Here is a 20281-nt window from a genome sequence, read left to right on the forward strand (position 1 = left end):
CCCGGATTACGCTTGTGCTCCATCCGGGCTACGCAGCTTTGTCCGGGCTACAGGCTCACGGCTTCTTCAGCGCCGCATGCGGCCGGCCGAAATCGGGCGCGGCGGAATCCTGGCCGATCTCGACGATGCCGCGGCGGATGGCGCGGGTGCGGGTGAAGTGGTCGAACAGCGCCTCCCCGTCGCCGCGGCGGATCGCGCGGGTGAGTTTGGCGAGATCCTCGGTGAAGGTGCCGAGCATCTCCAGCACGGCCTCCTTGTTGGCGAGGAAGACGTCGCGCCACATCGTCGGATCGGACGCCGCGATGCGCGTGAAATCGCGAAAACCGCCGGCGGAGAATTTGATCACCTCGGATTCCGTCACCTGCGCCAATTCGTCGGCGGTGCCGACGATGGTGTAGGCGATCAGATGCGGCAGGTGGCTGGTGATCGCGAGCACGAGGTCGTGATGATCCGGCGTCATCACCTCGACCTTGGCGCCCATCGCCGCCCAGAACGCGCGCAGGTGATCGGTCGCCGCTGCGTCGCTGCCATCAGGCGGGGTCAGGATGCACCAGCGGTTGATGAAGAGCTCGGCGAAGCCCGAATCCGGGCCGGAATGCTCGGTGCCTGCCACCGGATGCGCCGGCACGAAATGAATGCCGCCCGGCAGATGCGGGGCCATGTCGCGGACCACAGCGCCCTTGACCGAGCCGACGTCGGAGACGATCGCACCCGGCTTGAGATGCGGCGCGATCTCCTGCGCTACGGGTCCGCAGGCGCCGACGGGAATGCAGAGGATGACGAGATCGGCATCCCTCACGGCCTCCGCATTGGTCGCCACCACCTGATCGACGATGCCGAGCTCGGCGACACGCGCGCGTGTCTTCTCCGAGCGTGCGGTGGTGACGATTTCACCGGCAAGCCCCTGGAGCTTCGCAGCGCGGGCGATCGAGCCGCCGATCAGGCCGAAGCCGATCAGCGCCACGCGCTGGAAGTGCGCCTGCGCGCTCATTTGCCGCCCATGAAGTCGCGCAAGCCTTCGACGACGAGGCGGTTGGCCTCCTCGGTGCCGATGGTCATGCGCAGCGCATGCGGCAGGCCGTAATTCTTCAAGCCGCGCAGCACGAGCCCCCGCTTGGTCAGGAAGGCATCGGCGTCATCGGCGGTCCTGCCCTTATCGGTCGGGAAGTGGATCAGCACGAAATTGGCGACGCTCGGCGTCACCTTCAGCCCCAGCTTGCCGATCTCCTCGGTGAGCCAGTTGCGCCAGGTCTCGGTGAACTGCTTCGACATCGCCTGATGCGCGGTATCCTCGATCGCGGCGACCGCGGCATACATCGCCGGCGTCGACACGTTGAAGGGACCGCGGATGCGATTGACCGCGTCGATGACGTGCTCGGGCCCGAACATCCAGCCGATGCGCAGCGCGGCAAGACCGTGGATCTTGGAGAAGGTGTGCGTCACCACCGTGTTCTCGGTGGTGGCGACGAGCTCGATTCCCATCTCATAGTCGTTGCGCGAGACGTAGTCGCAATAGGCGGCGTCCAGCACCAGCAGCACGTGCGAGGGCAGGCCGGCGCGCAGCCGCTTGACCTCGTCGAACGGAAGATAGGTGCCGGTCGGGTTGTTGGGGTTGGCGAGCCAGACCAGCTTCGTCTTCGGCGTCACGGCCTTCAGGATGGCGTCGACGTCGGCGGTGAGGTTGGTCTCCTGGGCGATGACGTTCCTGGCGCCGACCGCCATCGTCGCGATCGGGTAGACCAGGAAGCCGTGCGCGGTGGAGATCGCCTCGTCGCCCTGGCTGAGATAGGTGTGCGCGAGCAGATTGAGGATCTCGTCCGAGCCGGCGCCGCAGATGATGCGGTTGGGATCGAGCCCGAACGAGCGGCCGATCGCCTCGCGCAGCACGCGCGAGGTGCCTTCCGGATAGTCCTCCAGATGATCTGCCACGCGCTTGAAGGCTTCGATCGCCTTGGGCGAGGGCCCGAACGGCGTCTCGTTGGCCGAGAGCTTGAACACCTTGCGGCCCGGCTCTGGCACCGGGCTCTTGCCGGGCGTGTAGGGCGCAATATCGAGAATGCCGGGATTCGGCACGGGGCGGGACATCTTGGACTCCGGATAGGCTGGGCTGCTCGCGATTTTACGATTTCGGCCCGGTCGGGGGCACCGTATAGCGCGTTGCGTGGCTGCCGACGAGGGCCACAGAGCGCACCGAGGCCCCCGCCTCGATCAGGGCAGCCCTGATCTTGTCGATGCTGGTCGCGCCGGTGACCGAGACCAGCAGCGCCGCGCCGTCGAAGGCGGTATCGGGCACGGCCACGATCTCGGCGAGCGGCGACAGCGCGCGGGCGACCTCGGCGTTCCATCCCGATACGCGCACGCTGAAGGTCTCGACCTCCGTCACCAGGGCGCTGTCGGCGACGCGCGAGATCGCGAACACCGGCAATGCGGCCGGATGATCGGCACGCTCGATGAAGGGCATCCGCGCGATGATCTTTGGTGCGCCGTCCGCTTCCAGCTCCAGCCACCATGGCGTGCGGCTCGAGGTCGCCGAGACCATTGCCAGATCACCCTTGGATTTCGCTACCGCCTCGACCGCGGCCTGTGCGCTGAAATGCGCGACGTAAGGCACGGTGAAGCCGAAATTGAAGCGCACGGAATCGCGCATCGCCGCCTCGCTGGCCGAGATGTCGGCATGCACCGAGAACGGCGCCTGTACGTAAGTGAAGGTCGAGATGATGACGCGCCAGATGCTCTCGACCGTGTCGAGCGGCAGGATGCCGCGATGACGCTGCACGATCTCGCGCATCATGGCAGCCTCGCGCGCGGGCCGGAACGCCGAGCCGACCTCCTGGGTCTGCTTCACCTGGATCAGGCGATCGATGATCTCGCCGCGCTGCATGAGGAGGCGATGCATGCCCTCGTCAATCGCGTCGATCTCCTTGCGCAGTTCCTGCAGCGATGGTGGCGCGGGCGGACGTTGGGACATGTCTGGTCGTCGATCGTTCCGATGGGGATGTCCTGATTAGGCAGTCGTGGCGGCGAAAGCAAAGAGAAATGACGTGCTTTGCGGGCGTTGCGGCAGAGGCGAATTGGGTCGATGCGGGCCGCGACTTGACGAAAACCGCCCAAGACGGTAGCTTTTGCCCGTTCCGTGGTCATTTGAGCCGGCCGGCTTGCAGCCACGTTAAAAAACTCGCTAAACAGGCCGGGGACGCTTCCGATCCCGGCCGAACCTATCGTTCAGGCCGGGTTTTTCATGGCCTGATGTCAGCGGCGCGGTCGAGCAGCCAGTCGCAAACGAGGTCGATGTCCGAGATGGGTAGCGTCAAGTCGATACCGAGTCCTGCGATCAGCGCCGACGAGCGGTCGCACGAGGTCGATCATCCAAGCTCGCTGGTTGCGCATTTCGGCACCGAGCAGCCGCTGCGGCTCGATTGCGGCGTCGATCTCACCCCGTTCCAGATCGCCTACCAGACCTATGGCGAGCTCAATGCCGATCGCTCCAACGCCGTGCTGATCTGTCATGCGTTGACCGGCGACCAGCATGTCGCCAACGTACATCCCGTCACCGGCAAGCCGGGCTGGTGGGAGACGCTGGTCGGTCCCGGCCGACCCATCGATCCCAAGCACTACTTCATCATCTGCTCCAACGTGATCGGCGGCTGTATGGGCTCGACCGGGCCGGCGTCGATCAATCCCGCCACCGGCAAGGTCTGGGGCCTGGACTTCCCCGTCATCACCATTCCGGACATGGTGCGCGCGCAGGCGATGCTGATCGACCGGCTCGGCATCGACACGCTGTTTGCCGTCGTCGGCGGCTCGATGGGCGGCATGCAGGTGCTGCAATGGACCGCCGCCTATCCTAGCCGCGTGTACTCCGCGCTGGCGATCGCCTGCGCGACGCGGCACTCGGCGCAGAACATCGCCTTCCACGAGCTCGGCCGCCAGGCCGTGATGGCCGACCCCGACTGGCATGGCGGCGGCTATGCCGATCGCGGCATCCATCCGCATCGCGGGCTCGCGGTGGCGCGGATGGCGGCGCACATCACCTATCTCTCGGACGCGGCGCTGCACCGCAAGTTCGGCCGGCGCATGCAGGACCGCGAGCTGCCGACCTTCTCGTTCGACGCCGATTTCCAGGTCGAATCCTATCTGCGTTACCAGGGCTCGTCCTTCGTCGAGCGCTTCGACGCCAATTCCTATCTCTACCTGACGCGGGCGATGGACTATTTCGACATCGCCGCCGACCATGGCGGCGTGCTGGCCAAGGCCTTCGCCGACATCAAGACCCGCTTCTGCGTGGTCTCCTTCACCAGCGACTGGCTGTTTCCGACCTCGGAATCGCGCGCGCTGGTGCACGCGCTGAACGCTTCGAGCGCGCGCGTGTCATTCGCCGAGATCGAGACCGATCGCGGCCACGACGCCTTCCTGCTCGACGTGCCCGAATTCTTCGACATCTCCCGCGCCTTCCTGCAATCGGCTGGCAAGGCGCGCGGGCTCAACCTCGAGGACCGTTAGCGATGTCCGTGCAGGAAGTGCTGCCGCTGGACGGCGTTGCGGCCAGGCCGTCCGGTGATTATCGCGCCGATCATCGGCTGGTCGCCGAGATGGTCAAGCCGGGCTCGAAGGTGCTCGACGTCGGCTGCGGCGACGGCGATCTGCTTCAGCTGCTGGAGACCCGCGGCATCGACGGCCGCGGCATCGAATTGTCGCGCGAGGGCGTCAACCGCTGCGTCGCCAAGGGGCTCGCGGTGGTGCAGGGCGATGCCGACACCGATCTCGTCAACTATCCCGACGATGCCTTCGACTACGTGATCCTGTCGCAGACGCTGCAGGCGACGCGGCAGCCGAAGGTCGTGCTGGAGAACCTGCTGCGCATCGGCCGCCGCGCCATCGTCTCGTTCCCGAATTTCGGCTTCTGGAAGATGCGGCTCCAGCTCCTGATCGGCGGCCACATGCCGCGCACGGAGAATCTGCCGGCGACCTGGTACGACACCGCCAACATCCATTTCTGCACCATCAAGGATTTCGTGCAGCTCTGCGACGAGATCAACGTCAAGATGGAGCGCTCAGTCGCGCTCGATCTCTACGGCCGCCCGGTGCCGCTGAACCTGCCCTGGTGGGTGTGGAACATGTTCGGCGAGCAGGCGGTGTTCTTGCTGAGCCGCGGCGGGGGGAAGTAGTTTCTCTCCGTCATTCCGGGGCGATGCGAAGCATCGAGCCCGGAATCCATCGTCCAACAGCGCCTGCAGCCCGATGGATTCCGGGCCTGCGCCTTCGGCGCATCCCGGAATGACAGCTAGTGGGAAACCAGCGACCGCGGGTCCCGCACCGGCCAACGTCCTGCTTCCACCAGCGTCACGAACCGCTCGACACTCTCGTTGAACAGCGCGGGCTCCTCCAGGTTCAGCACGTGGCCGGACTTCGGAAACATCGCGAGCCCCGCCGCGGGCAGGTGCTTCTTCAGGAACAGGCTGGCGCCCACGCAAGGCTCGTCCTCGTCGCCGCAGATGATCAGCGCGGGTGTTGCCGCGCCTCTGATCGCGTCCGTCATCGTGTAGATCGAGGGACGGCCGCCCTGGAATCCGCGCATGGTGCGCGCCGATCCCTTGGCATCGTGCCGCGCCAGTGCGGCGTAGAAATCGGCATGCCCGCGTGGATCCTTCACCATGAACGGAATCCGGCTCGGCGCCTCGCGCGTCACTTTCGCGACCTCCACCGAGCCCAGCGTCTCGAACTGCTCGGCATTGGCGCGACACTGCTTGCGCCAATCGTCGAGGTTCTCGAGCTCCGAGCCGGAGCCGACGCCGGCGAGCGTCATCGACAGTGCGCGCTGCGGCGCGTTCAACCCGATCTGCAACGAGGAATAGGCGCCCATCGAAAGACCGACGAGATGCGCGCGCTCGATGCCGAGATGATCGAGCACCGCAAGCGCATCGGTGTAGAAATGCGTGTAGGTGTAGACCTCGCCGTCAGGCACGTCCGACGGCGTGTAGCCGCGCGCCGAATAGGTGATGCAGCGATGGCCACGCGAGAAGTAGCGCATCTGCGGCTCCCAATTGGTATAGTCGGCCGCGAATTCGTGCAGAAAAAGTATCGGCGTTCCCTGGCCCGCCTCCTCGAAATAGATGCGGACGCCGTCCCTGGTCGTGGCATGGGGCATTAACCGTTTCCCTCTGTTTCAAGCCGTGTTCGAGGATCGCAGTTAATTCTGTTGTCGGCAATGCGGCAGCAGCGCCGAGCACGAACACAAAATCATTGCAGCCATTCGCGGGCGTTGCGTCTTTTTCTCGCCACATCGGGCGGCTTAACGGCCAAACGGATGTCGGCCATTGCACGGGCCGGCGGGAAGTGGGGGTGTCAAGAAGGATGAAGAATGTTCGAGTTGTTTGCGTCTCGCCTGTCGCGTTGTGTTGTCGCGCTGGCGCTGTTCTTCGCGGCGTTCGCCGTGTTCGTTTCTCCGGCCTCGGCACGGCCGTATCATCGTCATAGCGCAGAGCGGCACGGTTACGTGCATCACGCCAGACATCATCACCACCGTCACTATCGCCATCATGCCCGCAGTTCGCGCTTCGAGCGCAGCGCGGCGCAATTGCAGGCAAGCGGCTTCGCCGACACCCAGGCGAGCTATGATCCGAATGCCAATGCCAGCGGTGCCGGCATGAACGGAGGCTTCAGCGGAGGATCGGGTCTCGTCTCCGAGGCGCGCCGCCATATCGGCGGCAATCCGACCGGGCGCGGCCGCCTGTGGTGCGCGCGCTTCATGAACATGGTGCTGGAGCATACCGGCCATCGGGGCACCGGCTCCGACATGGCGAGCTCGTTCGCGCGCTACGGCACGCGCATCTCGGGTCCGCAGGTCGGCGCCATCGCCGTGATGTCGCGCGGCCGCCGCGGCGGTCATGTCGGCATCATCACCGGCATCGACGCGCAGGGTAATCCGATCATGATCTCCGGCAACAACGGCAACCGAGTCCGCGAAGCCCCGGTCTCGCGCGGCAAGATCTATGCGTATGTGATGCCGAACTGACGGTGGAGCTGTAGCGACGGTCTCGTAGGGTGGGCAAAGCGAAGCGTGCCCACCACCTCCCTCCGCTCGACGAGATGGTGGGCACGGCGCAAGAGCGCCTTGCCCACCCTACGGCAGCGGAGTTAGCTCACAGCAGCTTCGGCTCTTCCACCGCCACCACATCGCCGACGCCGACGTCACCGTCGGCGATCACCTCGGCATAGATGCCGCAGTCCATATGGCCGAGATGGCGCGAGAGCGTGGGCGGGATTTCGAGATCGCGCTTGGCGGTCTCGGGGTCGACATTGGTGGCCGGGCAGCGGACGATGCGCTTGATCACCTTCAGTCTGGCCTGCCCGATCGCGAGCGTCTGGCCGACGAGGTCGAGCTCCGACCAGGCCGGCCAGCCTTTCAGGTAGAGATTGGCGCGGAAGCGCAGCGGATGCACGGCGACGCCGCCGAGCATGGTCTCGATGGCGCGGACGCTGTCGAGATTGATGATGGAGACGACCTTGCGCGCGACGTCGGAGAAGCTGTGGTCGCGGCCGGACAGAACCTTGGGCGGGCCCTTCAACTCGTGTTGGAAGTTTTCGCGAAAATAGGCCTCGATGGCGGCGCGCCCGGCGGCGGTCTCGAGATCGCCGCTGGCGACGGTCTGACCGTTCTTGCGGATGGTCAGCACGTTGGTTTCGTCGTGGAACTTGCTGTCGAGCTCAGCCAGCCGCTCATTGCGCGCCAGCATCAGAAACTGGATTTTCGGCTTCCACTCGGGCGCCGCGGGGTCGAACCCGCTCGGGCCGTTCTCAATGGCGTAGCGGCGGTCGGCGTATAGCGTCTGGCCGACCCGCAAAGCGGCGCTCGACAGGCGTTCCGGCGTCAGGCCCTTGACCGGATAGCGGTAGAGGCCGGTGATCTCGGCGGTATGGCTGGCTGTCATGCCGCTACTTAAGGGATTCGGCCTGCGAGCGCCAAGCCCGCGCACGCGCGCACGAAATTGTGAAGTTGCCTCTTTCGCATCCGCAACCTGCTTCCCACATCTGGCTCAGGCCGGCGGCAATGCCGGCAAAAGGCCGTTTGCTGCTTGAGAAACCTCAAGGCGGCCAGCGGAAACCCAATGAAGATGCCGTGTTGGGGTGCCTGTGAGGGCCCCAAGGGCAGGCCGAGGGACAGAAAAGATGAATATCGAGAAATATACCGAACGCTCCAGGGGCTTCATCCAGTCCGCGCAGTCGCTCGCGATGCGCGAGGGGCACCAGCAGTTTTCCACCCTGCACGTCCTGAAAGTCCTCCTGGACGACAATGAGGGGCTCGCCGCCGGTCTGATCGACCGCGCCGGCGGTAATTCCCGTGCAATCCTGAAGGCGACCGAGGACGCCCTCAACAAGGTGCCGAAGGTCTCCGGCGCCGGCGCCGGGCAGATCTATCTCGCGCCGGAGCTGGCCCGCACGTTCGACGCGGCCGAAAAGGCTGGCGAGAAGGCCGGCGACAGCTTCGTCACGGTCGAGCGGCTCTTGCTCGGGCTCACGCTGGAGAAGACCAGCGAGGCTGGCACCATCCTCAATAAGGGCGGCGTCACCCCGCAAAACCTCAACGCGGCGATCGAGGCGCTGCGCAAGGGCCGCACGGCCGACTCCGCAACCGCCGAGAACGCCTACGATGCCCTGAAGAAATATGCCCGCGACCTGACTCAGGCCGCGCGCGACGGCAAGCTCGATCCGGTCATCGGCCGTGACGAGGAGATCCGTCGTACCATCCAGGTGCTGTCGCGGAGAACCAAGAACAATCCCGTCCTGATCGGCGAGCCCGGCGTCGGCAAGACCGCCATCGCCGAAGGCCTCGCGCTGCGCATCGTCAACGGCGACGTGCCGGAGAGCCTCAAGGACAAGAAGCTGCTCTCGCTCGACCTCGGTGCATTGATCGCCGGCGCGAAATACCGCGGCGAGTTCGAGGAGCGGCTGAAGGCCGTGCTGCAGGAAGTGACCGGCAGCGAGGGCACCTTCATCCTGTTCATCGACGAGATGCACACGCTGATCGGCGCCGGCAAGGGCGACGGCGCGATGGACGCCTCCAACCTGCTCAAGCCGGCGCTCGCGCGCGGCGAGCTGCACTGCATCGGCGCGACCACGCTCGACGAATATCAGAAGCACGTCGAGAAGGACGCCGCGCTGGCGCGGCGCTTCCAGCCGATCTTCGTCAGCGAGCCCTCGGTCGAGGACACCATCTCGATCCTGCGCGGCTTGAAGGACAAGTATGAGCAGCATCACGGCGTGCGGATCACCGATTCCGCGCTTGTTGCGGCGACGACGCTGTCCAACCGCTACATCACCGACCGCTTCCTGCCTGACAAGGCGATCGACCTCATGGACGAGGCCGCGGCGCGGCTGAAGATGCAGGTCGATTCCAAGCCGGAAGAGCTGGATTCGCTCGACCGCGAGATCATCCGGCTCAAGATCGAGCAGGAGGCGCTGAAGAAGGAAAGCGATGTCGGCTCCAAGTCCCGGCTCCAGACCCTGGAGAAGGACCTGGCCGAGCTCGAGGAGAAGTCGGCGGCGCTGACGGCGCGCTGGAGCGCGGAGAAAAACAAGCTCTCCGACGCCCAGAAGCTGAAGGCCGAGCTCGACGGCTTGCGTGTCGAGCTCGCCAATGCGCAGCGGCGCGGCGAATTCCAGAAGGCCGGCGAGCTGGCCTATGGACGGATCCCGCAGCTCGAGAAGCAGCTTGCCGATATCGAAGCCAAGGAGAACTCGGGCGAGATGATGGAGGAGGCGGTCACCGCCAACCACATCGCGCAGGTGGTCTCGCGCTGGACCGGCGTGCCCGTCGACAAGATGCTGGAAGGCGAGAAGGAGAAGCTCCTGAAGATGGAGGAGCAGCTCGGCAAGCGCGTCGTCGGCCAGGCCGAGGCCGTGCGTGCGGTCGCAACCGCCGTGCGCCGCTCGCGTGCCGGCTTGCAGGACCCGAACCGCCCAACGGGCTCGTTCATGTTCTTAGGGCCGACCGGCGTCGGCAAGACCGAGCTGACCAAGGCTCTCGCGGAGTACCTGTTCAACGACGAGACCGCGATGGTCCGCCTCGACATGTCCGAATACATGGAGAAGCACTCGGTCTCGCGGCTGATCGGCGCGCCTCCCGGCTATGTCGGCTATGACGAGGGCGGCGCGCTCACCGAGGCGGTGCGGCGCCGGCCCTACCAGGTCGTGCTGTTCGACGAGATCGAGAAGGCGCATCCTGATGTCTTCAACGTGCTGCTGCAGGTGCTCGACGACGGCCGCCTGACCGACGGCCAGGGCCGCACCGTCGACTTCCGCAACACGCTGATCATCATGACCTCGAACCTTGGTTCGGAATATCTGGTGAATCAGCCGGAGGGCGAGGACACCGCGGCGGTGCGTGAGCAGGTGATGGGAATGGTGCGGGCGCACTTCCGCCCCGAATTCCTCAACCGTGTCGACGAGATCATCCTGTTCCACCGGCTGCAGCGCAGCGAGATGGGCCGCATCGTCGAGATCCAGTTCGCGCGGCTGCAGAAGCTCCTGACCGATCGCAAGATCGTGCTGAGCCTCGATGCCGCGGGCCGCGACTGGCTCGCTGCCAAGGGCTGGGATCCCGCCTACGGCGCAAGGCCCTTGAAGCGGGTGATCCAGCGCTACCTCCAGGACCCGCTCGCCGAGATGATCCTCGCCGGCGACGTCAGGGATGGCGACAATGTCGCGATCTCGTCCGAAGGCAATGTGCTGACCTTCAACGGCAAGGCGCCGCAGACCGCCGAGATCACCCAGTTCGAGGCGCCGGTGGCGAAGCGGAAGCTGAACTGATGAAATACACGCCCTCCGCGCCAACCTCGCGGAGGGCGTTTTCAATCCGCTAAGAACGCGTCCACCACTGCCTGATCGCGGTCGTAGACCCAGCATTCGCTCAGCAGGCCTTCACGCACGGCATAGACCAGCAACCGTTCCAATTCAGCCGTGCGACCGTCCCGGCTGAATGATTCCCGTGCGAGAATGGCGCCGCGCCGCGGCCCGGCCATGACGTCATCGATGGCGAGCAGTTTTCGGTTGGAGCGGCGTGCGACCTCGGCCAGAGTGGCAAGCGCGGCCGCCTTGCCGCGGTGAGTGCCGGCGAGCGGATTATGGCCGGCATAGTGCAGCATGAATTCATCGTGGTAGCAGGCGGCGATCGCGGCGCGGTCACCGGCCTGCCAGGCGGCCGCGTAGCGCGTCACGGCGGCGCGGATAGCGGCGATTTGTGCGGCGTCGTCTACCAGAACTCTGTCCATCGATATGATCTCCCGGGTCATCGGCAGCGCTGTGCCGGTGCGCTATGATGAGGCATGACCTCGCCTTCCGGCTTTCAGGAACTGGCTATCAGCACGCCGCCCAGCGGCGGACCAAAGAGGGCGCGGATGCTCGATTGGGACGCGCGGGTGCTCTATCTCGGTCCAGCCTTCGGGCTGACGCCCCACCGCAATGCCACCGGCGTGCTGGCCGTCGCGCTCGACGGGGCGATAGGCGTAGCTAACGATCCGAGGGCGCGCTCACCGTCTTATCGCGAGACCCGCAGCGTGCTGATCATGCCCAACAGTCTGCACCATCTCCGCACCGATGCTGGACGGATGGCCTTCCTCTATGTCGATCCCCTCGGCCGCGATATCGAGGCGCTTCGCTCACGAATGAAGGAGGTCGGATCGAGGGCCGCGTTCGACATGATCGACGAGAGGTCGGTCGTCGCGCTGTTCGGCGCCATCGCGGAGCGACGCCTCGCATCTGAGGACGCGCAGCAAGCAGCCCGCGATATGCTTGGGATCGGATCAAGTCCGCAGCCAGATGCAAGAATTGCCGCCGCCATCGAGCGGATGCGCGAGCAGCCCAGCGGTTCGCACACCCTTGCTGAACTCGGCCGCAGGGCCGGACTTTCGTCCTCGCGCTTCCTGCATCTTTTCAAGGACGTCACGGGTGTGCCGCTCCGCCGCTACCGGATCTGGTCCCGGATCGGCGCTGCCGCGCGGGCGGTCGCACAAGGCCAATCGCTGACCGAGGCCGCGCATGACGCGGGCTTTTCCAGCTCCGCGCATTTCAGCACGGCCTTCCGCGACATGTTCGGTATGATGCCGTCGGAATTGTTCGCACGGGTGCGTGCGGGTTAACGTCTTCAACGTGCTGTTGCAGGCGCTCGGCGACGGCCCGCTGGCCGAGGGCCAGGGCCGTACCGTCGATTCCGCGACATGCTGATCATCATGGCCTCGAACCTCGGTCCGAGTATCTCGTGAACCAGCCGGAGGGTGAGGATCTGAAATGAAAGCCGCCCCGGAGGGTCACCTCTCCGGGGCGTCCTGTTTTGCTGTCTGGCTAGTTGCCAGGGGCCGAGGCGGAGCGCGGCTCGACGCCGTCCTCCTCGTCCTCCTCCAGCTCCGACAAAATATCCACCAGCTCGCGCACCCGGCCCTGCGCCAGCGGGCGCAGATCGTTGATCATCGGCTCATCGTTGGCGAGCCAGGCCTGGGCCTCAGCAAGCTCCTCAGCGGTCGCGCCGGTCCCGATGATCTGGGCAATGGTGACGTCATCGGCGCGGTCCACGGCCTTGACGACATCGTCGCGTGAGAGGCGCGTCATGAGCGATCCTCCTGCTGGCTTCCGTCAGCGTCTAACCGGGGAACCGGCGTGACGGTTCCCGCCAGTCCCGTGCACGTAGCTCCTACTTCTTCACCACCTTGTAGATCGCATTCTCGACATCCGAGCTGACGTAGATCGCGCCCGTCGCGCCGACTGCGACGCCGGTGGGGATATGCGTCGGCAAGCCGCCGGGGGCGCCGGTCAGACCGATCGGGAGATTGGCTGCGATTTCGGTGACCTTGCCGGATTCCGGCACGATCTCGATCAGCCGCTTGGCGCCGACTTCGGCGACGATCAGCTTACCGTCGCCGGTGCGCGCGATGCCTTCTGGCATCTTCAGATCCTTGGCGATCACGGTCTTTTCGCCGGTGCTGTTGATTTTGGAGATGATGCCAGCAAAAGCCTCGGTGACGTAAACCTCGTCGCCGGCCCCGCGGACGAGACCCATCGGACCCTCGAGCGCGCCGATCAGCGTGGTGCGATCCTTGCCGTGCTCGCCGCTCACCTTGACCAGCGACTTGGTGCCGAGCTCGGCTACCAGGATGCTGCCGTCCGCGAGCACGACCGCGTCATGCGGCGCCTTGAAGCCGTGCAGCATGTCGCGCGTCGCGCCGGTCTTGCCGTCGATCACCTGCACGGTGCCGGTGAACCAGCTCGACAGGACCACGTCGTTGCCCTTCGCCGTCGCGCTCATCGGATATTCGAGCGTCGTGCCAGCGGCGTGCATGCGCGCCTTTTCGGTGACCTCGCCGGTCACGCCGTCCACCGTGCGATAGGCGAACAGGTCGGCGACGTGGATCGTGTCCTTGCCGTTCTCCGAGGTGACGCCGATGCCGCCGGGCAAAGCGAGCTTGCCGATGATGATCTGCTTGGCATGACCGGTCGCGGGATCGACCTCCTGGATGCCGTTGTCGGCCATGTTGGAGACGTAGATGCGGTCCTTGTCGTCGATGGCGAGATTGTCCAGCGACGGCTTCAGCTGCGCGACCATGGTCTTGGCGCCCGATTTGGGATCGACCCGGACGAGCTGGCCGAGCGCGGTGTCGATCACGATGAGATTGCCCTTGGAATCGAAGTTCACGGCGGCCGGGATCTTGAAGCCGTCGGTGACGACACTCAGCTCGGCCTTGTCGACGTCGACCCTTGCGACCTGGCCCTTGAACCAGAGCGGACCATAGAGCTTGTCGTCGGGACCGAACTCGAAGCCGTTGAGGCCGCCCATCTTCTCCATGATCTGGCGGGGCGGTTTGACGCCCTCGACGTCGATCTCGTAGAGCGCATCGCCGAGGAAAACGGTGGTGGCGTAGAGCCTGCCGTCCTTGCGGAAGGCGAGCGAGTTGATGCCGGGCAGCCCGGACGCGAGCTTCTTGATCGGTCCGTCGCCCTTGCGCGCATAGAGATCGCCGGCGAGGAAGCCGGTCCAGGCCATGGTGCCGTCGGGTGCGAACGCAATGTCGTCGGCCATCCCCACCGGTGCCGGGATTGCAACCTTGGCGCTGCCGCCGGCAATGTCGACCTCGTAGAGCGCAGCGCCCGCGACGCTGCCGGCAAACAAATGGCCGGCCTTGTCGACACCGAGCCCGTGCACGCCGTGGAATGCCGAGCCCGGCACGAGTCTCGTGACCTCCCAGCCGTCGGCCGATGCGCTCGTTGTGGCGAACAGCGCAGCAATCAGGGCTGCGCAGGCGAGCCTGTTTCTCATGGCGTGACCTCCCATTTTTTGGAAAGTATTCGCCCGTCCTGCGGCTTTGGCAAACGAAACTTGACGTTGTGTCGCCGCGAAGCGGCCTCGCTGCGTAGCGTGCTCGTTTGAAATTCTGTTTGAAAACGCCGGCCGATATCGGCGCGTTGCCGACTTACCGGTTGGTGACCTGCAGCGGCCCGCCGGTGGCGTCCGACATGCGGGCGATGGCGCCGCCGCGGCCGCTCATCATGCCGTCGAGCCGGTCGCGCTCCTTCTCGAAGCTCGCCAGCATCGGGCCCTCCAGCGAACGGCCGCGCGGTAGCTTCACGCGCATCGGATCGACGAAGCGGCCGTTGACGAGGATCTCGTAGTGGACGTGCGGGCCGGTCGACAGGCCGGAGGAGCCGACGAAGCCGATCACCTGGCCCTGCCGCACCTTCTTGCCGGGCTCCATGCCCTTGGCGAAGGCCGACATGTGGCCGTAGGCAGTCTCGTAGCCGTTGGCGTGCTTGATGCGGATGTACTTGCCATAGCCGCCCTCGGGGCCGGCCTTCTCGATCATGCCGTTGCCGGAGGCGAAGATCGGCGTGCCGTAGGAGGTGGACCAGTCGACGCCGGTATGCATCTTCACGTAGCCGAGGATCGGGTGGCGGCGGCCGCCGAAGCCGGAGCGCATGATGGCGTTGTTGACGGGCTTTCTGACCAGGAACTTCTTCGCGCTCTTGCCGGTCTCGTCGTAATAGTCGACGAGGCCGTCGTCGGGGCTCTGGTAGCGGTAGTATTTCTTGGTCTCGCCGCCGACGGTGAGCGAGGCGAACAGCACCTCGTTCTTCTCGGTCGCGGTCACGCCCTCGTCCTCGCCCGCGTAAAACACGTCGAAGGAATCTCCGGGCTGCACCTTGCGCTGGAAATCGACGTCGTAGGAGTAGATCTTGATCATGTCCTCGATGACGGGCATCGGGACCTTGTTGCGCATCGCGGTCTCGTAGATGCTCTGGTAGAGCCGCACGCCGGAGCCGTCATCGTCATCCTCGTCGTCGCTGCTGGCGTTGGCCGCAGTATCGGCGACGGTATTCATGCTGGAGACGTCGACGGCGACGTATTTGCCGAGATCGGACAGCGCCGCGATCGCTTCCACCATCGTGTCGTTTGCAACCACGACGCGATAGGGCTGCAGGCGGGCGCCGGGACTTGCGGGCGCCATCAGGATGCGGAGCTTCTCGCCTTCCTTCAGGCCGCCGTCGCGGCCGCGCGGTCCGAGCGTCGCGGTGATCGCCTTGATCTCGTCGGCATTGGCGCCGAGATCGCGCAGCACGCCGGCGACGCTGTCGCCCTTCTTGACCATGTGGACGCGTTCACCGTTGGGATTGCCGCCGGTGATCTGCTCCTTGGTCTTGGGCAGCAGCGTGACGTTCTCCGGCACCACGCGCGTCTCGAAGCCGGCATAGGGATCGGACGGCGAGGCCTCGGCGGCGTAGGCGGTTCTGATGTCGGAAGGGCCGGTCGCGCCGGAGATGTCGGCAGCCGTGTTGGCGAGCGAGGCGTAGCGCACCCCGCCATTGCCGCGCCAATTGGCGGCATCGCGCACCCGCATCAGGATGTCGTCGAGTGCCACCACCGCGGAAATCTTGGCCTTCGGCAGCACCGGCGACAGGTCCTTGGTGACGAAGGACACTTCCGCGTCGGGCTCGACGGCTTCGGGATTGTTGGGATCGTCGGACGCCGTCTTCGGGTCGGAGCCGACATCGGTCAGCAGGCGCTGGGCGTTGAACGGCGGGATCTTCGCCGACAGATCGCTCGTCGTCATCGACAGATTGCCGGCGATCCGCACGAACGGACGCACCCGCATCACGTCACGGTTGCCGACGCGGGCAACCGTCGAAACGCGCATCACGTTGCGCGAGGCGGTGGATTCGCTCGGCGGCGGCAGGCGATCGCTCTTGTGCAGCGTGGCGGCACGATCGGCGGCGCCGAATGCTCCGCGCAGCGCGCCTTCGACCCGCTCCGGCACCTTGGCGAAGGTCATCTCGCCGTCGAGCGAAGCGAAAACGGCGCCGCCGATCAGGGCTGCGCCGCAGAGTCCGGTCAAAATTGTCCCGCTGAACCATTGCACCGAGACGCGGCGGCGGTCGATCACCGCGGCTTCAGAACCATCGACGGACAGCGGCGGCTCGTGGCCGAGATCGATGATCCCGGTCTCACGCCCGAAAGTGCCGCGTGACGTCCTGTGGTTCAACCCAAGTCCCCCAACTCAACGACCCAAGATGCCCGGTTTCGAACCTGTCCCAGGCTGCCCTCTTGAACGGGGATCGCCGGAGCAGGCAAGCCGCACAACTGTCCGCGCCCAGAAAGCCCCTTGATGGGGCCGGCCGAAATTACGAACAGCTGGACGGGTAAAGCTCTCTCGATGTCTTTCGAATGCCGAAGGAAGGTCGCGTCATTTGCAACATCGCCTTCCTCTGACCCCATGAAAATCGCCGGCAGCCCCCACAGGCGTCCCCGCGATTCAAGCTTGTCTCTTATCAGAACGCCGCGGGATTGTGGCTCAAGTACGGCGCCAAATATGGAAAAAGTTTCCTAAATGCCGGGCCGTAAAGGCCCCCGTCAGATCACGGGCTGAGCTCGGGCGGGGTGGTTCTAGCGGGCGAGGCGGGCGTCCTGGGGGCCGACAGCCCTTGGGACGGCGCGCCCCCAGGGTGGCGGGGGTGCGGAGGAGAGGCCCCCGGGGGAGGCCGCCAGGGAGGGCTCCAAGGCGCCCTCCGGAGCCCGCCGGCGGGCAAACTTTTTTTCAGATTTTTTGCCGGGCGGGCTCGTTCGATGTGCCCGGCGGCTTTCTAAATGGCTGGAATCGTGGGTGTTTTCTCGCTGGTCCGCTGTGCGACGATTTGTTGACGATTGGCGTTGACAGGCCGGAAGGTGGGGCCTATAACCCCAACCACTGAGCGCGGCGCCGCCGGGTCACTGACCAAGGCGAGCGAACGCGCCACTGATGCTCCTCACCTTGTTGAGTGACACAACAGCCGACACCAGTCGGTTGGAGTTCATCCATCGTCGGTAAGGGTGTCGGAACCCTTCCTCTCAGGAAGGTTGAGACCTCCACGGTCTCGGGCTGTTTGACAAGTGAAGATGAAGAAAGAGAAACGTGGACGGCGGAGTCCTTGCGGGTCTCGCTTCCGAGAAGCTTCGGCTTTTCTGATCGAGACCGGACGAAAGACTTCGGCGGTACACGTTTTAAAGGAAACACCATCGTTGCCAGCGATGTGAATCGCGGGCAGCACATCGACTTCGGTCGATAATGGTGGGACCTCGTCAAACGTTGTGATCAGCCGGTTCAAAGTTCAAGTCCAACTTGAGAGTTTGATCCTGGCTCAGAGCGAACGCTGGCGGCAGGCTTAACACATGCAAGTCGAGCGGGCGTAGCAATACGTCAGCGGCAGACGGGTGAGTAACGCGTGGGAACGTACCTTTTGGTTCGGAACAACACAGGGAAACTTGTGCTAATACCGGATAAGCCCTTACGGGGAAAGATTTATCGCCGAAAGATCGGCCCGCGTCTGATTAGCTAGTTGGTGAGGTAATGGCTCACCAAGGCGACGATCAGTAGCTGGTCTGAGAGGATGATCAGCCACATTGGGACTGAGACACGGCCCAAACTCCTACGGGAGGCAGCAGTGGGGAATATTGGACAATGGGGGCAACCCTGATCCAGCCATGCCGCGTGAGTGATGAAGGCCCTAGGGTTGTAAAGCTCTTTTGTGCGGGAAGATAATGACGGTACCGCAAGAATAAGCCCCGGCTAACTTCGTGCCAGCAGCCGCGGTAATACGAAGGGGGCTAGCGTTGCTCGGAATCACTGGGCGTAAAGGGTGCGTAGGCGGGTCTTTAAGTCAGGGGTGAAATCCTGGAGCTCAACTCCAGAACTGCCTTTGATACTGAAGATCTTGAGTCCGGGAGAGGTGAGTGGAACTGCGAGTGTAGAGGTGAAATTCGTAGATATTCGCAAGAACACCAGTGGCGAAGGCGGCTCACTGGCCCGGTACTGACGCTGAGGCACGAAAGCGTGGGGAGCAAACAGGATTAGATACCCTGGTAGTCCACGCCGTAAACGATGAATGCCAGCCGTTAGTGGGTTTACTCACTAGTGGCGCAGCTAACGCTTTAAGCATTCCGCCTGGGGAGTACGGTCGCAAGATTAAAACTCAAAGGAATTGACGGGGGCCCGCACAAGCGGTGGAGCATGTGGTTTAATTCGACGCAACGCGCAGAACCTTACCAGCCCTTGACATGTCCAGGACCGGTCGCAGAGATGTGACCCTCTCTTCGGAGCCTGGAGCACAGGTGCTGCATGGCTGTCGTCAGCTCGTGTCGTGAGATGTTGGGTTAAGTCCCGCAACGAGCGCAACCCCCGTCCTTAGTTGCTACCATTTAGTTGAGCACTCTAAGGAGACTGCCGGTGATAAGCCGCGAGGAAGGTGGGGATGACGTCAAGTCCTCATGGCCCTTACGGGCTGGGCTACACACGTGCTACAATGGCGGTGACAATGGGATGCTAAGGGGCGACCCTTCGCAAATCTCAAAAAGCCGTCTCAGTTCGGATTGGGCTCTGCAACTCGAGCCCATGAAGTTGGAATCGCTAGTAATCGTGGATCAGCACGCCACGGTGAATACGTTCCCGGGCCTTGTACACACCGCCCGTCACACCATGGGAGTTGGTTTTACCTGAAGACGGTGCGCTAACCCGCAAGGGAGGCAGCCGGCCACGGTAGGGTCAGCGACTGGGGTGAAGTCGTAACAAGGTAGCCGTAGGGGAACCTGCGGCTGGATCACCTCCTTTCTAAGGATGATCCTTCAGCGAGCTCACGCTCACTATCGGATCGTTTTAGAAACATCAGTGGCCAACAGATCGCCAGATCGTTGAGCTGCATTGGCGGGATTTCGCCGTCTTCGTTTCTCTTTCTTCGCGGACGAACACGCGCTGGGCCTGCATCAAGCAGGATCCCACGGTCCCTGACGGGATATGCGTTAGGGGCTTGTAGCTCAGTTGGTTAGAGCGCGCGCTTGATAAGCGTGAGGTCGGAAGTTCAAGTCTTCCCAGGCCCACCACTTTCATCGAGTGAGCATTCGTCTTCTGGTTACGGGGCCATAGCTCAGCTGGGAGAGCGCGTGCTTTGCAAGCATGAGGTCGTCGGTTCGATCCCGTCTGGCTCCACCAGATGGTTTGATCACCGAGATCTTGCACCGTCGTCCGCGAAACATCACTTCGCATCCTGCTAGTCTGGATAGACAGCAAGATGCGTGTTTTCTGACATCGTAAAGAGGAGATCGATCCGAGTTGGGTCGTGCAGCAGATTGTTGCGCGAATCCTTCATTATCTCCGGATCATTTTCGGCGCTCGCTTTCAGCCGTGAGGTTGAATGCGAGTTGTAAAATGATCCTTTTAGCGAAGCTTGACCGCCTCGCTATCGGAACGATCTTACGAAGCAAGCTGGTCTTTCTAGTCAATGTCCGGCTGCACGTAGCATTCATCGAGGGTGCGCGCCGTAAGGCAATCGTGCAGACAACATTCTGCCGAGTGTGTGGACATTGATAATGAGAGCAATCAAGTGCCTTAAGGGTGTTCGGTGGATGCCTTGGCGCTGAGAGGCGATGAAGGACGTGCTACGCTGCGATAAGCCGTGGGGAGCTGCGAAGAAGCTTTGATCCGCGGATTTCCGAATGGGGAAACCCACCTTCGATAGCCGGAACTCCAAGACCTTGTGTCTTGGTGTTCGACCAGAAATGATCGGGACCATGACCCTAGAGGTTTTGGATTTCCGGTTATCAAGAGAAGGTATGAGACTTCTGAATACATAGGAGGTTTCAAGCAAACCCAGGGAACTGAAACATCTAAGTACCTGGAGGAAAGGACATCAACAGAGACTCCGTTAGTAGTGGCGAGCGAACGCGGACCAGGCCAGTGATACATCAAAGACAATCGGAACCAGTCAGGAAAGCTGG

14 protein-coding genes, 2 tRNA genes, 2 rRNA genes, 1 pseudogene and 1 riboswitch (1 of these 20 only partly in view) are annotated in these 20281 nt (G+C 63.8%); of the genes and pseudogenes, 10 read left to right on the plus strand and 9 right to left on the minus strand.

Annotated elements, in window-relative coordinates:
• Nucleotides 1-55: 55 nt before the first annotated feature.
• From I6F33_RS01390 to I6F33_RS01400, 3 genes are read right to left on the minus strand one after another with little or no spacing between them, the layout of a single operon-like run.
• Nucleotides 56-991 carry a prephenate/arogenate dehydrogenase family protein gene (locus I6F33_RS01390; protein ID WP_035996931.1) on the minus strand — a complete coding sequence of 312 codons (936 nt, stop codon included), beginning with the start codon at nt 989-991 and terminating at the stop codon, nt 56-58.
• Entirely contained in the window at nt 988-2085 is a 1098-nt protein-coding gene (gene hisC / locus I6F33_RS01395) for a histidinol-phosphate transaminase (RefSeq protein WP_225140783.1), read from the minus strand. The genes I6F33_RS01390 and hisC overlap by 4 nt, the downstream gene beginning before the upstream one ends.
• 34 nt (nt 2086-2119) lie before the next feature.
• On the minus strand, nt 2120-2968 hold the full coding sequence (locus I6F33_RS01400) for a chorismate mutase (RefSeq protein WP_036040392.1): 849 nt from the start codon (nt 2966-2968) through the stop codon (nt 2120-2122).
• A gap of 155 nt (nt 2969-3123) precedes the next feature.
• Nucleotides 3124-3203: riboswitch (SAM riboswitch) on the plus strand.
• 94 nt (nt 3204-3297) lie between these two features.
• Here I6F33_RS01400 and I6F33_RS01405 point away from each other — a divergent pair.
• Nucleotides 3298-4500: a homoserine O-acetyltransferase gene (locus I6F33_RS01405; protein ID WP_035996975.1), complete on the plus strand. Its 1203-nt coding sequence runs from the start codon at nt 3298-3300 to the stop codon at nt 4498-4500.
• A gap of 2 nt (nt 4501-4502) precedes the next feature.
• Nucleotides 4503-5165: a methionine biosynthesis protein MetW gene (gene metW / locus I6F33_RS01410; RefSeq protein ID WP_035996939.1), complete on the plus strand. Its 663-nt coding sequence runs from the start codon at nt 4503-4505 to the stop codon at nt 5163-5165.
• A gap of 116 nt (nt 5166-5281) precedes the next feature.
• Here metW and I6F33_RS01415 read toward each other — a convergent pair whose 3' ends face one another.
• Entirely contained in the window at nt 5282-6145 is an 864-nt protein-coding gene (locus I6F33_RS01415; RefSeq protein WP_225140784.1) for an alpha/beta fold hydrolase, read from the minus strand.
• Nucleotides 6146-6358: 213 nt separating this feature from the next.
• Between I6F33_RS01415 and I6F33_RS01420 the strand changes: the two genes are divergently transcribed.
• A complete protein-coding gene (locus tag I6F33_RS01420; protein ID WP_109142255.1) occupies nt 6359-7012 on the plus strand; it encodes a TIGR02594 family protein in 654 nt (217 codons plus the stop codon).
• A gap of 127 nt (nt 7013-7139) precedes the next feature.
• Here the strand turns inward: I6F33_RS01420 and I6F33_RS01425 are convergent, their stop codons facing one another.
• On the minus strand, nt 7140-7928 hold the full coding sequence (locus I6F33_RS01425) for an MOSC domain-containing protein (protein WP_225140785.1): 789 nt from the start codon (nt 7926-7928) through the stop codon (nt 7140-7142).
• A gap of 238 nt (nt 7929-8166) precedes the next feature.
• Here I6F33_RS01425 and clpB point away from each other — a divergent pair, with 238 nt between their 5' ends.
• Nucleotides 8167-10806 carry an ATP-dependent chaperone ClpB gene (clpB, locus tag I6F33_RS01430; RefSeq protein WP_225140786.1) on the plus strand — a complete coding sequence of 880 codons (2640 nt, stop codon included), beginning with the start codon at nt 8167-8169 and terminating at the stop codon, nt 10804-10806.
• A 41-nt stretch (nt 10807-10847) separates the two neighbouring features.
• On the opposite strand, the gene I6F33_RS01435 is transcribed toward clpB, so the two are convergent.
• The gene (locus I6F33_RS01435; RefSeq protein WP_225140787.1) at nt 10848-11267 is read right to left on the minus strand and encodes a nuclear transport factor 2 family protein; all 420 of its coding nucleotides are present in this window, start codon (nt 11265-11267) and stop codon (nt 10848-10850) included.
• A gap of 576 nt (nt 11268-11843) precedes the next feature.
• Between I6F33_RS01435 and I6F33_RS01440 the strand changes: the two genes are divergently transcribed.
• Both I6F33_RS01440 and I6F33_RS01445 read left to right on the plus strand, forming a co-directional pair.
• Nucleotides 11844-12134, plus strand: coding sequence for a helix-turn-helix transcriptional regulator (locus tag I6F33_RS01440; protein ID WP_225128593.1), 291 nt, complete (start codon nt 11844-11846; stop codon nt 12132-12134).
• A pseudogene (locus I6F33_RS01445) lies at nt 12133-12277 on the plus strand (AAA family ATPase); the annotation flags it as partial. The gene I6F33_RS01440 and the pseudogene I6F33_RS01445, both read left to right, overlap by 2 nt.
• Before the next feature lie 59 nt (nt 12278-12336).
• Here the strand turns inward: I6F33_RS01445 and I6F33_RS01450 are convergent.
• The 3 genes from I6F33_RS01450 to I6F33_RS01460 all read right to left on the minus strand — a co-directional run bounded on the left by I6F33_RS01450 (nt 12337) and on the right by I6F33_RS01460 (nt 16520).
• Entirely contained in the window at nt 12337-12600 is a 264-nt protein-coding gene (locus tag I6F33_RS01450; protein ID WP_035996955.1) for a hypothetical protein, read from the minus strand.
• Nucleotides 12601-12682: 82 nt separating this feature from the next.
• Nucleotides 12683-14302 (minus strand): SMP-30/gluconolactonase/LRE family protein, encoded by a 1620-nt coding sequence (locus I6F33_RS01455; RefSeq protein WP_225140789.1) that lies wholly within the window; start codon nt 14300-14302, stop codon nt 12683-12685.
• A 154-nt stretch (nt 14303-14456) separates the two neighbouring features.
• On the minus strand, nt 14457-16520 hold the full coding sequence (locus tag I6F33_RS01460) for a M23 family metallopeptidase (RefSeq protein WP_225140791.1): 2064 nt from the start codon (nt 16518-16520) through the stop codon (nt 14457-14459).
• 1109 nt (nt 16521-17629) lie between these two features.
• Here I6F33_RS01460 and I6F33_RS01465 point away from each other — a divergent pair.
• The 4 genes from I6F33_RS01465 to I6F33_RS01480 all read left to right on the plus strand — a co-directional run.
• Nucleotides 17630-19118: ribosomal RNA gene (locus I6F33_RS01465) — 16S ribosomal RNA — on the plus strand.
• A 192-nt stretch (nt 19119-19310) separates the two neighbouring features.
• Nucleotides 19311-19387 (plus strand) — tRNA-Ile (locus I6F33_RS01470).
• Between the two features lie 33 nt (nt 19388-19420).
• Nucleotides 19421-19496, plus strand: a tRNA-Ala gene (locus tag I6F33_RS01475).
• Between the two features lie 385 nt (nt 19497-19881).
• Nucleotides 19882-20281 (plus strand): 23S ribosomal RNA (locus I6F33_RS01480) (it continues 2447 nt past the right edge of the window).
• The 16S and 23S rRNA genes sit together here with 2 tRNA genes alongside, the layout of an rRNA operon.

This window comes from Bradyrhizobium sp. BRP20, from assembly GCF_020194215.1.
Taxonomy (GTDB): domain Bacteria; phylum Pseudomonadota; class Alphaproteobacteria; order Rhizobiales; family Xanthobacteraceae; genus Bradyrhizobium; species Bradyrhizobium yuanmingense.